Source organism: Comamonas testosteroni, from assembly GCF_030505195.1.
In the GTDB taxonomy this organism is placed as follows: Bacteria; Pseudomonadota; Gammaproteobacteria; order Burkholderiales; family Burkholderiaceae_C; genus Comamonas; species Comamonas testosteroni_G.
In genome coordinates, this window is the sequence record NZ_CP129672.1 from 3094753 (window position 1) to 3110181 (window position 15429).

At 64.4% G+C, this 15429-nt stretch carries 13 protein-coding genes; 7 read left to right on the plus strand and 6 right to left on the minus strand.

The window, feature by feature from the left end; translation table 11 throughout:
* Nucleotides 1–80 precede the first annotated feature (80 nt).
* Complete coding sequence (locus QYQ99_RS14255; protein WP_304351809.1) at nucleotides 81–1292, minus strand: HD-GYP domain-containing protein; 1212 nt, start codon at nucleotides 1290–1292, stop codon at nucleotides 81–83.
* A gap of 148 nt (nucleotides 1293–1440) precedes the next feature.
* Here QYQ99_RS14255 and recG point away from each other — a divergent pair, with 148 nt between their 5' ends.
* From recG to ubiA, 5 genes are all read left to right on the plus strand, one after another.
* Nucleotides 1441–3636, plus strand: a complete 2196-nt coding sequence (gene recG / locus QYQ99_RS14260; protein ID WP_437439036.1) for an ATP-dependent DNA helicase RecG — start codon at nucleotides 1441–1443, stop codon at nucleotides 3634–3636.
* 142 nt (nucleotides 3637–3778) lie between these two features.
* The gene (locus QYQ99_RS14265) at nucleotides 3779–4747 is read left to right on the plus strand and encodes a LysR substrate-binding domain-containing protein (protein ID WP_302088781.1); all 969 of its coding nucleotides are present in this window, start codon (nucleotides 3779–3781) and stop codon (nucleotides 4745–4747) included.
* A gap of 63 nt (nucleotides 4748–4810) precedes the next feature.
* Nucleotides 4811–5347, plus strand: coding sequence for a Dps family protein (locus tag QYQ99_RS14270; RefSeq protein ID WP_302088782.1), 537 nt, complete (start codon nucleotides 4811–4813; stop codon nucleotides 5345–5347).
* A 99-nt stretch (nucleotides 5348–5446) separates the two neighbouring features.
* Complete coding sequence (locus QYQ99_RS14275; protein WP_302088783.1) at nucleotides 5447–6295, plus strand: phosphatase PAP2 family protein; 849 nt, start codon at nucleotides 5447–5449, stop codon at nucleotides 6293–6295.
* 50 nt (nucleotides 6296–6345) lie between these two features.
* Nucleotides 6346–7227, plus strand: coding sequence for a 4-hydroxybenzoate octaprenyltransferase (ubiA, locus tag QYQ99_RS14280; RefSeq protein ID WP_302088784.1), 882 nt, complete (start codon nucleotides 6346–6348; stop codon nucleotides 7225–7227).
* A gap of 83 nt (nucleotides 7228–7310) precedes the next feature.
* Here the strand turns inward: ubiA and proC are convergent, their stop codons facing one another.
* Nucleotides 7311–8150: a pyrroline-5-carboxylate reductase gene (gene proC, locus QYQ99_RS14285; RefSeq protein WP_302088785.1), complete on the minus strand. Its 840-nt coding sequence runs from the start codon at nucleotides 8148–8150 to the stop codon at nucleotides 7311–7313.
* Nucleotides 8151–8220: 70 nt separating this feature from the next.
* Nucleotides 8221–9399 carry an esterase-like activity of phytase family protein gene (locus QYQ99_RS14290; protein WP_302088786.1) on the minus strand — a complete coding sequence of 393 codons (1179 nt, stop codon included), beginning with the start codon at nucleotides 9397–9399 and terminating at the stop codon, nucleotides 8221–8223.
* Nucleotides 9400–9499: 100 nt separating this feature from the next.
* Between QYQ99_RS14290 and aqpZ the strand changes: the two genes are divergently transcribed.
* Complete coding sequence (aqpZ, locus tag QYQ99_RS14295; protein ID WP_302088787.1) at nucleotides 9500–10198, plus strand: aquaporin Z; 699 nt, start codon at nucleotides 9500–9502, stop codon at nucleotides 10196–10198.
* Nucleotides 10199–10304: 106 nt separating this feature from the next.
* On the opposite strand, the gene glpK is transcribed toward aqpZ, so the two are convergent.
* Genes glpK through QYQ99_RS14310 form a run of 3 tightly spaced genes read right to left on the minus strand, consistent with a single transcriptional unit; the run spans nucleotide 10305 to nucleotide 13056 of the window.
* Nucleotides 10305–11801, minus strand: coding sequence for a glycerol kinase GlpK (glpK, locus tag QYQ99_RS14300; RefSeq protein ID WP_302088788.1), 1497 nt, complete (start codon nucleotides 11799–11801; stop codon nucleotides 10305–10307).
* Between the two features lie 14 nt (nucleotides 11802–11815).
* Complete coding sequence (locus tag QYQ99_RS14305) at nucleotides 11816–12295, minus strand: GNAT family N-acetyltransferase (RefSeq protein WP_302088789.1); 480 nt, start codon at nucleotides 12293–12295, stop codon at nucleotides 11816–11818.
* The gene (locus QYQ99_RS14310; RefSeq protein WP_003068405.1) at nucleotides 12292–13056 is read right to left on the minus strand and encodes a DeoR/GlpR family DNA-binding transcription regulator; all 765 of its coding nucleotides are present in this window, start codon (nucleotides 13054–13056) and stop codon (nucleotides 12292–12294) included. Before QYQ99_RS14310 ends, QYQ99_RS14305 begins: the two co-directional genes overlap by 4 nt.
* Before the next feature lie 500 nt (nucleotides 13057–13556).
* Here QYQ99_RS14310 and QYQ99_RS14315 point away from each other — a divergent pair, with 500 nt between their 5' ends.
* Nucleotides 13557–15152, plus strand: coding sequence for a glycerol-3-phosphate dehydrogenase/oxidase (locus QYQ99_RS14315; protein ID WP_302088790.1), 1596 nt, complete (start codon nucleotides 13557–13559; stop codon nucleotides 15150–15152).
* The last annotated feature ends 277 nt before the right edge of the window (nucleotides 15153–15429 follow it).

Below are 15429 nucleotides of genomic sequence, written 5' to 3' on the forward strand. Positions count from 1 at the left end.
TTGAGGGCCGTACGAGGCCCGTTCCAAGTTCAATCAAACAAGTGGGCGATTGTCGCAAATCGCCATTAGGGCTGCCGGCTTCAGGGCTGAGCAGTGGCGGGGTTCCAGAGCTCGTTGAGATTCCTGAAGGGCCAGTCGGCGGGGTCTTCGCGACCGACGATGCTGTCGTTGGCATGGGGACAAGCCAGGTCGAGAATCTCGGGCGTTATGCGGCGCTGCTGGCTGAGGCAGTAAAAGCGCCGCACTTTCGGGGTCAGCAAACAGGTTGGCGAGACATCCAGCACTACGGCAAGATGCTGCGACTGCAGTCGCACCAGCGAGCCCAGCGGGTAGATGCCCACTGTCTGGACAAACTGCTCGAAGATGGCTTTGTCGAAATGATGGGGCGCCCATTGCGCCATGCGCTGCAGCGCGATGGCCGGGTGCCAGCCTTGCTTGTAGGGACGATCCGAGGTGATGGCGTCATAGACGTCGCAGACGGCCGTCATGCGCGCCATCAGGCTGATGTCGTCCTGCTTCAGCCCGTCGGGGTAGCCCGTGCCGTCGACTTTTTCGTGGTGATGCAGGCAGGCGTCGGTAACGGTGTCGTCCAGCCCCTGAGGCAACAGGAGTTCATAGCCCCAGCGAGGGTGGGATTTCATGATGACCCATTCCTCGGCATCCAGCGGCCCAGGCTTGTTGAGAACCTCGAGAGGCACTTTGCTCTTGCCGATGTCGTGCAGCAGGCCCGCGATACCGGCCAGATGCACCTGGTGTTCGTCCAGGCCCATGCGGTGCGCCAGCCCGATCATCAGGGCACACACCGCGATGCTGTGCATATAGGAGTAGTTGTCCGCAGTCTTCAGGCGTGCCAGGCTGATCAGGGCATGGGGGTTGCGCTTGATCGACTCGGCCATCTCGTCGACCAGCAGGCTTGAGGCCGGCAGGTCCAGCGGACGGCCCAGGCGAACGTCGTTGAACATGGTCTTGAGCACATCACGTGCCTGCCCGATGATTTGATGGGCCTGCTGCAACTCGACGCTGGTTCTGGTCAGCCGTGCCGGTGAGCACGGCACAGTGTCGTCGACTGGCGACTCGGAGACCTCTGCGGGCGTGATGTCGGGGGCAATGTCGGCCCCCCTGCTGGTGTCTATCCACACCTGGCGGATGGTGGTGGCAAGCAGACGCTCCAGGTCCCTGGGCTGATCGAGCAGGAGGCGGGGACGTAAAAAGGGATGCTCCATCCAAGAGCCGCAGAACTCGTGCACAAACATTCCCGGGCGAAGGTGCTCGACATCAACTCGCTTCAACATGAATTTCTACGGAAACACAAAGTAACAAGTTGAGGATGGTAGCGATTTTGACGTTGTTGCGCTGGAGGCAGTTGTTTGCAAACCTGAATATGCTGTATATAAATACATTGCTTTCCTGGTCGCGGGGAGTGTAGTCAAGGAGTCCTATTTGTCTGTGTCAAAAAAGCCTGTTGCCGAGCCGAAGTCTGCTGCCAAGCGCGCAGGGACTCGCGCTGGGACTCGTGAAAAAAACGCAGGCACGGATTTGGATGCCGCTCCCAAAAAGACCATCAGCCCTGCGCAGCAGGCTTTGCTGAAGATGGGGCTGACGCGCGATATCGATCTGGCTTTGCATCTGCCGCTGCGCTATGAGGACGAAACCCGCATCGTGCCGCTGAAGAACGCGCGCGATGGCGAGACGGTGCAGATCGAGGCCACGGTCACGCACAGCGAGGTGCAACTGCGCCCGCGGCGCATGCTCAAGGTCACCGTGGATGATGGCAGCAGCACTTGTCTGTTGACCTTCTTCAGTTTCTATCCGTCGCAGCAAAAGACCATGGCGCCCGGCGCGCGCCTGCGCATCCGTGGCGAGGTCAAGGGCGGCTTCTGGGGGCGGCAGATGATGCACCCCGCATTCCGGGTGGCGGGCGGAGAGCTGCCCACGGCGCTGACGCCTGTCTATCCCGCCACGGCCAGCCTCCCGCAGGCCTATCTGCGGCGGGCCATCGCCTCGGCGCTGCTGCGCGCAGACCTGTCCGAGACCCTGCCACCGGGGCAGTCACCTCCCATTGCGCAGTTCTATGGTCAGGATGGGATTCAACCCATATATGACTTGCGCAATGCGCTCACTTTTTTGCATCACCCAACGCCCGATGTGGCACTCGTCACGCTGGAGGACCATTCCCATCCGGCCTGGCAAAGGCTCAAGGCCGAAGAGCTGCTGGCTCAGCAACTATCCCAGTATGAAGCCAAGCGCGAGCGTGCCCGCTTGCGCGCGCCCGTGCTCAGGCCGCAGGCCGGCATGGCGGATTTGACGCAGCAGTTTCTCGCGCAGCTGCCGTTTGGCCTGACGGGGGCGCAGCAGCGCGTGGTGGGCGAAATTCGGGCCGATATGGAGCGCCGCATTCCCATGCACCGGCTGCTGCAGGGCGATGTGGGCTCGGGCAAGACGGTGGTGGCGGCCTTGTCTGCCGTGGCCTGTATCGAAGCCGGCTGGCAATGCGCCTTGATGGCGCCCACCGAGATTCTGGCCGAGCAGCATTTTGGCAAGCTGGTTGGCTGGCTGGAGCCGATTTTGGCGCCGCTGGGCAAAAAGGTCGCCTGGCTGGCCGGTGCCCAGAAAAAGAAGGAGCGCGCCGCGATGCTGGCGCTGGTGGCGAGCGGCGAAGCGGCGCTGGTCGTGGGCACCCATGCCGTGATTCAGGAGCAGGTGCAGTTCAAGAACCTGGCCCTGGCCGTGATCGACGAGCAGCACCGCTTTGGCGTGGCCCAGCGTCTGGCGCTGCGGCAAAAGCTGGCGGCCACGGGCATGGAGCCGCATCTGCTGATGATGAGCGCCACGCCGATTCCGCGCACGCTGGCCATGAGCTATTACGCCGACCTTGATGTCTCCACCATCGACGAGCTGCCGCCCGGGCGCACGCCCATCGTCACCAAGCTGATCTCGGACAGCCGCAAGGAGGAGGTGATCGAGCGCATCGGTGCCCAGGTTGCCAGCGGGCGCCAGGTCTACTGGGTCTGCCCGCTGATCGAGGAGAGCGAAGCGCTGGATCTGTCGAATGCCACGGCCACCCATGAATATTTGAGCGAAATGCTGCCCGGTGTCATGGTGGGTCTGCTGCACTCGCGCATGCCCACGGTCGAGAAAAAGGCCGTGATGGAGCTGTTTTCAGCCGGGGTCATGGGCGTGCTGGTGTCCACCACGGTGATCGAGGTGGGAGTGGATGTGCCCAATGCCTCGCTGATGGTCATCGAGCACTCGGAGCGCTTCGGCCTCTCGCAGCTGCACCAGCTGCGCGGCCGAGTGGGGCGCGGTGCCGCAGCTTCGGCCTGCGTGCTGCTGTATTCGGTCAATGACAACGGGCGCTTGTCCGATACCGGCAAGGAGCGCCTGCGTGCCATGGCCGAGACCAATGACGGCTTCGAGATAGCGAGGCGGGATCTGGAGATTCGCGGGCCGGGCGAGTTTCTTGGTGCCCGGCAGTCTGGCGCCCCCATGTTGCGCTTTGCCGATCTGGAGCAGGATGTGCTGCTGCTGGACTGGGCACGCGAGCTGGCACCGCTTATGCTTGAGCAGTTTCCTGCGCTGGCTGCACGCCATGTCAGCCGCTGGCTGGGTGGAAAGGCCGAGTATCTGAAAGCCTGAAATACCGAATCATGCGTTCGAAGACGTAAAAAGTTACGTTTTTGCAGGAATATATGTAATCTTTTGCCTTGGCAATTTGTGATTGAATGCAAAAACAGGATGAATCAATGCTGTTGTTGATGATCCCAATGACCCACTCTTTATGACTCTTACCGAATTGAAGTACATCGTGGCCGTTGCGCGGGAAAAGCACTTTGGCCGTGCCGCCGAAGCCTGCTATGTGTCCCAGCCTACGCTGTCCGTGGCGATCAAGAAGCTGGAGGAGGAGCTGGATGTCAAGATTTTCGAGCGCAGTGCCGGTGAAGTCTCGGTGACCTCGCTGGGCGAGGAGATCGTGCGCCAGGCGCAAAGCGTGCTGGAGCAGGCCAACGAGATCAAGGAAATCGCCAAGCGCGGCAAGGACCCGCTGTCCGGCGTTCTGACCCTGGGCGTGATCTACACCATCGGCCCCTATCTGCTGCCCGATCTGGTGCGCAACTCCATCAACATGACGCCGCAGATGCCGCTGATGCTGCAGGAGAACTTCACCGTCAAGCTGCTGGAGATGCTGCGCACGGGCGAGATCGACTGCGCCATCATGGCCGAGCCCTTCCCGGATACCGGTCTGGCACTGGCGCCGCTGTACGACGAGCCCTTCATGGCCGCCGTGCCCAGCGCCCACCCGCTGGCGCAGAAGAAAAGCCTGTCCACCACGGATCTCAAGAACGAGACCATGCTGCTGCTGGGCGCGGGTCACTGCTTCCGCGACCATGTGCTCGAGGTCTGCCCCGAATTCGCGCGCTATGCCAGCAACTCCGAAGGCATTCGCCGCACGTTCGAAGGCTCCTCGTTGGAGACCATCAAGTACATGGTGGCCGCCGGCATGGGCGTGACCCTGGTGCCGCGCCTGTCCGTGCCCGAGGATGCGCTGGCTCCCACTGAGCGCCGTCGCCGCGCCGATGAGCCTCATATTCGCTATCTTCCGATTCATGAGGAAGACGGCATTGCTCCGCCCACCCGCCGTGTGGTGCTGGCCTGGCGACGCAGCTTCACGCGCTATGAGGCGATTGCCGCACTGCGCAATGCCGTCTACGCCTGCCCGCTGCCGGGAGTGCAGCGCCTGACGCAGTAAGCATGGCTTCAGCGGCTCGAAGAGGGCCGGAGTCTGGATTCGTTAAACCTGAAAGGTGAGTGCATGACCAAGCAAGGCAAGGACAAATCGCAGAAACAAAAGTCGGACGCCGCGCCGCAGGTGCCCGCAGGCATCCACATCGGCATCAGCGACGAGGATCGCGCCGCCATTGCCAAGGGGCTGTCGGCGCTGCTGGCCGACACCTATACGCTGTACCTGACCACGCACAACTTCCACTGGAATGTCACGGGGCCCATGTTCAACACGCTGCACACCATGTTCATGGCGCAGTACACCGAGCTGTGGAATGCCGTCGATCCCGTGGCCGAGCGCATCCGCGCACTGGGCCACCATGCGCCCGGCTCCTATGCCCAGTTCGGCAAGCTCACCAGCCTGCCCGATGCACCGGCGCAGCCGCCCAAGGCCCTGGAGATGGTGCGCGTCCTGGTGCAAGGCCACGAGGCCGTGGCGCGCACGGCCCGCCAGCTGTTTCCCCGTGCCGACAAGGCCGGCGACGAGCCCACGGCCGATCTGCTGACCCAGCGCCTGGCTGTGCACGAGCAGACCGCCTGGATGCTGCGCTCCCTGCTCGAGGAGTGAGGCGCGCACCCAGGCCGTCGTTCGCGCGGACTCCCCAAGCCCTGACGGGCCCGCCTCCAGAGGCCCGTCAGGGCTTTTTCGCTTTTGCTCCTGAAAGGAATGCCTGTGTTTTCTGCGGCGACTCCCGTGGTCCTGCTGGCGCAGTGGGTGGACCGCCATGCCATCTGGGTGCTGGTGCTGTTGCTGCTGCTCGCGGCCGGCATGCTGCGCTGGCGTGCGCAGGGCAGGGCCGCGTGGCTGTGGCAGGACCGCAGCGCGGATCTCAGGCCTGGCGGCAACTGGCTGCTGGCGTTGGCGGGGTTGGCTGGCGCTGTTCTGGCCCTGCTGATCGTCGGCGTGCAGCAGTCTCAGCCCCTTCAGCCGCCTCAGGGGCTGATGGCCCTGGACCTGAAGCTACAGAGCGCGGTGAGCGCAGGCCTGCCGCCCAGTCTGCAGCCCCTGGTGCGTGGCTGGACCATGCTCGGGGATTTGCGCGTCATGGGGCTGCTGAGCCTGGCCGTGGGCCTGTGGCTGCTGTGGCAGCGCCAGGGCCTGCAGCTGCTGGGCTGGGTGGTGGCCGTGGCCGGCACGGGACTGTGGGTGCGCTTCATCAAGGCGGCCATGCGACGCGAGCGTCCGCTGGACGCTCTGGTGCATGAGGCCGGCTTCAGCTTTCCCAGCGGCCATAGTGCGGGCACGGCTGCGATTTTCGGCATGCTGGCCTGGCTGGTCGCGCGTCGCCTGCCGCCGCGCTGGCGGGCTGGGACCTTTGCGGCGGCCGCGCTGCTGGCCCTGAGCACGGGCTTGAGCCGCGTGCTGCTGTCCGTGCACCATGGCAGCGATGTGCTGGCGGGCCTGTGCCTGGGGCTGAGCTGGACGGCCCTGGTGCTCTGGTTGACAGACCGTGTCGAGCATGGGGGCGGCACCATCGGGTCGCCCCAGGCCGAGGCACAATTGCCGCTGCGCTGACCGCGGCCTGGGAGCCCGGTCGTGATCTCCTGCCTTCCGGAACCTCTCTCATGTCCGCCTCCATTCCTGCCTCGCCGCGCTCCAAGCTGTCGCTGTATCTGGATCTGATCCGCTTCAACCGTCCCGCGGGCTGGCTGGTGCTGGTCTGGCCCACGCTGGCGGCGCTGTGGGTAGCCGCTCAGGGCTTTCCGGGCTGGCATCTGCTGATCGTCTTTGTGCTGGGCACGGTGCTGATGCGCAGCGCGGGCTGCACCATCAACGATATTGCCGACCGCGACTTTGACAGGCATGTGAAACGCACCACCCAGCGCCCCATCACCAGCGGCCAGATCTCGGTCAGGGAGGCCGCCTTGGTCGGCCTGGTGCTCACGCTGGTGGCCTTCGGTCTGGTGCTGTCCACCCGCTGGGAGGCCGTGGCCTGGTCGGTGCCTGCCGTGCTGTTCACGATTCTCTATCCGTTCACCAAGCGCTTTTTTGCCATGCCTCAGGCCTTTCTGGGCATTGCCTTCAATTTCGGTATCGTGATCGCGTTTGCGGCGGTGACCGGTGAGGTCAGTGCCACGGCCTGGACGCTGTGGCTGGCGAATATGTTTCTGGTGCTGGCCTATGACACCGAATACGCCATGGTGGACCGCGATGACGATCTCAAGATCGGCATGAAGACTTCGGCCATCACCCTGGGCCGTTTCGATGTCACGGCCATCATGCTGTTCTTTGCCCTGTGCTGGGGTCTGATCGCCTGGGTGCTGGCGCCTTATCGGCTGGGCTGGCCCTTCTGGCTGGGCATGGGCGTGGCGGCGGCCCAGATCTTCTGGCATTTCAGCCTGATCAAGGATCGCACACGCGAAGGCTGTTTTGTCGCCTTCAGCAAGAGCCACTGGATTGGCGCCGCGATCTTTGCGGGCGTGGCGCTAGGGTTTGCCTTGAAATAGACCTGTTTTGATAGCATGGATCGCTTGAATGGCGAGCGATTCATGCCTGAAAGACTCAAAAAACCGGCCGAAGCCGGTTTTCTTTATTTGCCGAACTCGGCGGCCAGCTCCTGTGCGCGGATCTGGGCCTTGCGCATGGCCTCGATGAAATGCTCGGGCAGCTTTTGCTCCTGCATATGGGTGATGGCCGCATAGGTGGTGCCGCCCTTGCTGGTCACGCGCTGGCGCAGCACTTGGGCGCTCTCGCTGGAGCGAGCGGCCAGTTCCGAGCCGCCCGCAAACGTGGCCACGGCCAGCTTGTAGCTTTGCTCGGCGCTGAGGCCCATGTCGACACCCGCCTGGGTCATGGCTTCGAGGAATAGGAACACATAGGCCGGGCCGGAGCCGGAGAGGGCGGTCACGGCATCCAGATGCGCTTCCTGGTTCACCCAGGTGAGTTCGCCGGTGCTGCCGATCACGGTCTCGACCAGGGCCTTGCCCTGGGCATCGACCTCGGGGCGGGCGAACAGGCCCGTCATGCCCCTGCCCACCAGGGCCGGGGTATTGGGCATGGCGCGCACGATGCGGTGGGTGCCGGTCCAGGCCGCAATGCTGTCGGTGGTGATGCCTGCGGCCACGCTCAGGTGCAGGGCATTGCGGGTGTGGGCGGCAACGGGAGCGGCCGCTTCCTTGAAGCTCTGGGGCTTGACGGCCCAGACCACCAGCTGGGCGCTTTGCAGGGCCTCGGTGGCGGCGGGCAGGGCGTCGATGCCGAAGCTGGTCTTGATCGCGGCGCGCGTGGCGTCAAAAGGCTCGACCACGGTGATGCTGCTGGCTGGAACACCCTGGCGGATCAGGCCGCCGATGATGGCGCTGGCCATATTGCCGCCGCCGATAAAGGCGATGGGAGGGAAGACGGAGGTCGAGTGGTCGGTCTGGCTCATGATGGTTCGATTCGCTTTGCAATGCAGCAAGTGGGCAGGCCCGGCTTCGGATTCCAGGCGCACAGCGGCACTATAAACCCGCGCCGCAGCGGCCGCGCTCTTCGCTCAAGGCGACGAACTGGGTGACTTCGGCGGGATTGAAGTTGTTGTCGCTGACCAGCAGCAGCACGCGCCGGCCATCGGGCAGTGGCGGCCCCCAGCTCATGCCCTCCAGGTTGTCCACGGAGCGCAGGCTGGCATCGGCCAGGTCCAGCAGCAACTCCTTGTCCGCAGGCCGGTAGTTGCCCGGCAGAAGCCGGGCCTGGCCCAGCGTATCGCTGCTTGCGTCGGCACGGGTGCTGATGCGGTAGATGCGGGCACCGAAGCGCAGCGGCGGCGCAAAGAATCGCTCCAGCACCAGCAGATGCTCGGCGTCGTCGGCCAGCACGGCGCTGACGCCGTTGATGGCGCCGCGTTGCAGCCACAGGTCGGCAGGCAGGGCATCGGGCTGGTAGGCCAGCTGGCGCATCGGCTGCTGCGTGCCCATGTCATAGGCGGTGATGCGCACCGGGCCGCCCGCTTGCCCGGCTGCGGGCAGGGGCCCGTCTTGCCTGAGCGCCGCCTCCATGGCCAGCCAGAGCGTGCGGCCATCCTGGCTCAGCGCCAGAGCTTCGAGCGTGAAGTTGCTGCGCGGCCCCTCTGACTTGCTGGCCGGCAGGCGCAGCTCGGGCGGCAGCGGCCATTCGCGCTGCCAGCGTCCGTCCGTGCCTGATTGCAGCAGTTGCGGGCCGAAGCCACGCGCGAAGTCGCCCTCGCTGCTCCACAGCAGGGATCGTCCTCCTGGCAGCACGCGCAGGGCTTCCGCATCGGGCGTCGCGATGCCGGGCAGGGGCTGGCGGAGACTGGGATAGGGGGCCTGGGCGGGGCTGAGCAGCGCTCGCGTATCGTGCAGCCTGACCTGATGCAGGCCGCCGGCGTCGTAGTCGATGCGCGCCGTGTAAAAGCGCGCCGGCCCGTGCGCGGAGCGGTCGTCGCTGACCAGGTAGTACAGATTGCTGCCCGCGTCGTAGTCGATCGATGACAGACCGCCCACAGCCGTGCCGGCAAACAGCTTGTCATGCTGCCAGCGGATTTCCCCAAGCAGGGACCAGGGCCGGGCCTGGGATGTGCTGCAGATGTGGTGCGGTGAGAGCGACGCCGTCGTGCAGGCAGCCAGGCTGGCGCAGACCAGCGAGAGGCCCCAAAGCCGGAGCTGTCGTGGATTGTTCACATTTGTGCCTTGTATTTTTCGCCGATCGCTTTCTAAGATGCCAGCGGTTCTGTGCCGCGCGGGGCGGCACGGACGACGCCATCGGAAATAGGGGGCAATCATGGCATCCAATGTCAAAAAATGGTCGGCGGAGTTTCTGGGTACTTTCTGGTTGACGTTTGGCGGTTGTGGCAGCGCGGTGCTGGCAGCGGCCTTTCCAGAAGTGGGCATCGGCCTGCTGGGCGTGTCCTTTGCCTTCGGCCTGACGGTGCTGACGGGCGCTTACGCCTTCGGCCCCGTCTCCGGCGGCCACTTCAACCCGGCGGTCTCCGTCGGTCTGGCGGTGGCGGGGCGTTTTCGCTTTGCCGAGCTGCCCGGCTACATCATTGCCCAGGTCCTGGGCGCCATCGTGGCGGCAGCCACGCTGTACTTCATTGCCAGCGGCAAGGCCGGCGCCCAGGTGACCGATCTGGCCACCAATGGCTATGGCGACCACTCGCCGGGCAAGTTCAATATGGCGGCGGCGCTGGTGACCGAGGTGGTGCTGACCGCCGTGTTTCTGCTGGTGATTCTGGGCTCCACCACCAAGAAGGCCGCCGTGGGCTTTGCGGGCATGAGCATCGGACTGTGTCTGACGCTGATCCATCTGATCTCCATCCCCGTGACCAATACCTCGGTCAACCCTGCCCGCAGCACCGGCCCGGCGCTGTTCGGGCCGGCCATCGCGCTGGAGCAGCTGTGGCTGTTCTGGCTCGCGCCCATCGTGGGGGCCGTCATCGGAGCCGTGATCCACAAGGCGTTGCTGGGCGACGAAGACTGAGCGCTGCGGCTGTCGCTGCCGACGAGAAAAGAGAAAAGGGATGCCGTGGCATCCCTTTTTTGATGGCTTTTGCTGGCCCGCCAGCCCGGGTACAGGAGGGGCCGCTTTACTGTGCCGTGGTCTGGCGCACGGCCTGTTCCCAGCGCTGCATCAGCTCGTCGGCGCGGCCCTTGCCCAGCGTGGGCAGGAAGCGGCGCTCGGCCTTCCACAAGGCAGACAGCTCCTCGGTGCTCTGATAGACGCCGCTGGACAGGCCGGCCAGATAGGCCGCACCCAGGGCCGTGGTTTCCACGCAGGCCGGGCGTACCACGGGAATGCCCAGCAGGTCGGCCTGGAACTGCATCAGCAGATTGTTCACGCAGGCTCCGCCGTCCACGCGCAGCTCGCTGACCGGCGTGCCGCCCGTGGCCACGGCGTCTCGGCTCATGGCGCCGAGCAGGGCCGCACTCTGGTAGGCGATCGATTCCAGGGCCGCGCGCGCAATATGGGCCATCGTCGTGCCGCGCGTCAGTCCGGTGATGGTGCCGCGCGCGTCAGGCTTCCAGTAGGGGGCGCCCAGGCCGGTAAAGGCCGGCACCAGCATCACGCCGCCGCTGTCGGGCACGCTTTCGGCCAGTTGCTGCACCTGGCCGCTGTGCTCGATGGCCTGCAGGCCGTCGCGCAGCCACTGCACCACGGCACCGCCGACGAAGACGCTGCCTTCCAGCGCAAACTGGGGCTGGCGGCTCGCCTGGGCGGCCGATGTGGTCAGCAGGCCGTTGCTCGAGGTCTGGAAGCTGGTACCCGTGTGCATGAGCATGAAGCAACCCGTGCCGTAGGTGTTCTTGGCCATGCCTGCATCAAAACAGGCCTGGCCGAACAGTGCGCTTTGCTGGTCGCCGGCCACGCCGCCGATGTTGATGGAGCCGCCCAGCACCTCGTCAGCCGTCTGGCCGAAATCGGCGGCCGAAGGCAATACCTCGGGCATCAGACACGCGGGAATGTCCAGCAGGGCCAGCAGATCGGCATCCCACTGGTTGCTGTGCACATTGAAGAGCATGGTGCGGCTGGCGTTGCTCACATCGGTGACATGGCGCTTGCCGCCCGTCAGCTGCCAGATCAGCCAGCAATCCACCGTGCCGAAGGCCAGCTCGCCGGCCTGCGCTGCGGCGCGTGCGCCGGGCACGTTGTCCAGCAGCCACTTGAGCTTGGTGCCTGAAAAATAGGCATCGATGCGCAGGCCGGTTTTGCGCAGAATGGCGTCGCTGTGACCGGCTTCGCGCAACTGCACGCAGGTGGGTTCGGCGCGGCGGTCCTGCCAGACGATGCCGTGGTGAATGGGAGCGCCGGTCTTGCGGTTCCAGACGATGGTGGTTTCGCGCTGGTTGGTAATGCCCACCGAGCGGATGTCGGCTGCCTTGAGGCCCGCCTTGGCCAGCGCCTCTTTGGCGGTGCTCAGCTGGGTGCGCCAGATCTCGCGCGGGTCATGCTCTACCCAGCCCGGTTGCGGATAGATCTGCGGCAGCTCCAGCTGGGCCGATGCCACGATGCGGCCTTGCGTGTCGAAGACGATGGAGCGGGAGCTGGAGGTGCCCTGGTCCAGGGCGAGCAGATAGGTTGTCATGGGTTGTCAGTGATTCAGAGGGGGAGCACAAAGCGCGCCATTTCGGCCTGTTCGCTCCAGCCCCGGCTGGAATAAAAGCCGCGCACATAGGAAGGACGCTCGCGGTTGTTGACCAGCCAGATGCGCAGGCAGCGGCGCTCGCGCGCAGCCTGTGTGGCCGCATCCAGCAGCAACTGGCCGAGGCCGGCACCGCGCGCCGCTTCGGCGACAAACAGCTCGCTGACATAGGCCTCCCAGCCCTGCTGCACGGCGACCGGCAGCCAGTGCACGGCACAGTAGCCGTGAATGCGGTGCTGGCCGTCTTGCGCCACCAGCATCAGAGAGCGCTCCGGCCCGGTCTGCAGCTCGTCCAGCAGCGCCTGCACGGCCTCGGTGTTCTGGGCGGCGGAATGGGTTTCATAGGCCTTGAACCAGCCGATGTCGTGCAGTAACCCGGCAATGCCTGCTGCATCTTCGGGGAGTGCGGGGCGGATCAGATAGGGGGCAGCGTTCATTGGGCGATGGTGCATTGCACCTCGGCATCGCGCAACAGGGCATCGAAGGGAGCGGAGGGTGCAACGTCGGTGAACAGGCGGTCGATCTGGTTCAGTCGGGCCAGCTCCACCATGGCCTGGCGGCTGAACTTGCTGTGGTCGGCCGCCAGCCAGACCTCGCGCGACTGGCCGATGATGGTCTGGGCCACCTTGACCTCGCGCAGGTCGAAGTCGCGCAGGCTGCCGTCCGATTCGATGGCCGAGATGCCGATCACCGCAATGTCCACCTTGAACTGGCGCATGAAGTCCACGGCAGCCTCGCCCACGATGCCGCGGTCGCGGGTGCGCACCACGCCGCCCGCGACGATGACCTCGCAATCGGCATTGCTGCTGAGGATGGCGGCGACATTGAGATTGTTGGTGATGACGCGCAGCCCCTTGTGCTGCAGCAGGGCCTGGGCCACCGCTTCGGTGGTGGTGCCGATGTTGAGAATCAGCGAGCAGCCGTTGGGAATGGCCTCGGCGATGGCGCGCGCAATGCGCATCTTGCCTTCGGCATGCAATACCTGGCGCTGGGTATGGGCCAGGTTCTCCACGGTGGCGCTGGGCACGCGCACGCCGCCATGAAAGCGCACCAGCAAGCCGGCATCGGCCAGCTTCTGGATGTCGCGGCGCACGGTCTGCAGCGTGACCCCGAGGATTTCGGCCAGTTGCTCCACCGAAGTGGATTGGCGGGCGCGGACTTCTTCGACAAGCTGCAACTGGCGGGGATTGCTGTTCATGACTGGTGACTGGTTATATAGGTGCTATTGGCGCATGGACGTGCTGCAGGCGAAGCGCTCTATAGGGAAGCGCGCTAGCCGCAGCGGGCAGTGCAGGGATTGTGAGCGAATCCAAACGAACCTCTAATAGGGTGATTTTCTATGGAATTGCCCGGTAAAAAACAAAAATGAATCCGCGCCGAGTCCGAAGTCTGACAGCAAGCTGCGGTTGTATGTCATCGTGGCGAGTTGTTGCAGCAGTAACAATTGGCACGGCAAGAAGAATGCAGTTCATGCATTGAGTGTGTGCAAGCGCGTTGGTTGCCGATGTGGCAGCCAGGCCGGAGCAGCGCCGGGGCGGCGGTTGTGGCTTGAATCGCGCAAAAACGAATCGATATTTGGGCGTTGTAATGCGCGAAAAGCGAAAAAGAGCGAAAATATTCGATCTGAAATTTGTTCTTTGCTGTGCGCGTCTCATCGCTGGATGATGGCGGCGTGGCGATCACCGCAGAAGTCGTTCCATGAACCAGTCCACTCAACCCTTGGCTACAACGCGTGCACAACTGCTGGAGCGCCTGGCGCAGACCGAAAGCTTCGATCTGGCCATCGTGGGTGGCGGTGCCACGGGGCTGGGCGTGGCGGTGGATGCGGCGGCACGCGGCTTCAAGGTCGTGCTGCTGGAGTCGCTGGACTTCGCCAAGGGCACCTCCTCGCGTGCCACCAAGCTGGTGCACGGCGGCGTGCGCTATCTGGCGCAGGGCAACATCTCCCTGGTGCGCGAAGCACTGCATGAGCGCACGACCCTGTTGCACAACGCACCGCACCTGGCGCAGCCTCTGGCCTTTGTGATGCCCTCGTACAAGCTGCTGGATACGCCGTTCTACGGCATCGGCCTCAAGATGTACGACGCGCTGGCCGGCAAGGCCGGCCTTGGGGCTACCGAATTCCTCTCCAGCGCCAAGACCGTGAAATACCTGCCGACCGTGCAGCAAAAAGGTCTCAAGGGCGGCGTCAAGTACTGGGATGGCCAGTTTGACGATGCGCGTCTGGCGCTGGCGCTGGCGCGTACCGCAGCGGCCAAGGGCGCTTTGCTGATCAACTACTGCCCGGCAGAAAAGCTGATCTATGAAAACCAGCAGATTGCCGGACTGATCTGCCGCGATGCGGAATCGGGTCGCAACTTCACCGTGCGCGCCAAGTGCGTGGTCAATGCCACGGGGCCCTGGGTGGATCTGTTCCGCCAGCAGGATGCCGAGGCCCAGGGCAAGCCCGTCAAGCCCATGGTGGCGCCCAGCCAGGGCGTGCACGTGGTGGTGGACCGCGAGTTTCTGCCCACCGATCACGCGCTGCTGATCCCCAAGACGGCCGATGGCCGCGTGCTGTTTGCCGTGCCGTGGCTGGGCAAGGTCATTCTGGGAACCACCGACACGCCGCGTCATGACCTGGCGCGCGAGCCCCTGCCTTTCCCTGAAGAACTGGATTTCATTCTCGGCGAGGCCGGCAAGTATCTGAATCGCCAGCCCACGCTGGCCGATGTGCGCAGCATGTGGGTGGGTCTGCGCCCGCTGGTCAAGCCGCAGGACGATGATGGCGAGAACACCAAGAAGATCAGCCGCGAGCACACGGTGATGTCCAGCAGGACGGGTCTGGTGACCGTCACCGGCGGCAAATGGACAACATACCGGGCCATGTCCGAGGATGTGCTGGCCGAATGCTTCCAGATCGGTCGACTGCCCAGCCGCCCTGCCGGCGTGACCGTGAACCTGCCCCTGGTCGGTGCGCCGGCCGAAGCCGCAGTCACGCACCGCATGAACCAGAGCCAGGGTCTGCACTCCTACGGCACGGATGCCGCCGCCGTGGCGGCGTTGCCGGGGGCGCAGAACTGGCTGATGGACGGTCTTTCCGAGGCCATGGTGCGCTTTGCCGCGCGCTTCGAGTACGCGCGCACCGTCGAGGACATGCTGGCGCGTCGCAGCCGGCTGCTCTTTCTCGATGCCCGCAAGGCGGCCGAGATTGCGCCCCGCGTCGCCGCCATCCTGACCGAGGAGCTGGGGCAGGATGTGCATCTCAACGACTTCCTGGCCCTGACTCGCCAATATCTGCCCGCTCAGGGCTGATCTGCGTGGCTGCTCTGCGCGGCCGCTCTGTGGTGCGCTCTGTGGGGCGTGGCGTGCGGGCAACAGGCTGCGCTCCTCAGACCTATTGAAAATGTGAGCTTGATGCGCTTGCCATCTATTGATTTCAGATGACTTTCTATTTGAAATCAATGTATTGCAAGCGCTATGCGCTATTGTTTTAGTTGCAAGTGCGAGAGGCCTGTCCGCCAGGCTTTGCGCCAGTGAAATCAGTGCGGGTATTGCAGGCTAAGAGCTTGACGTACAAGGGATTTCCTGC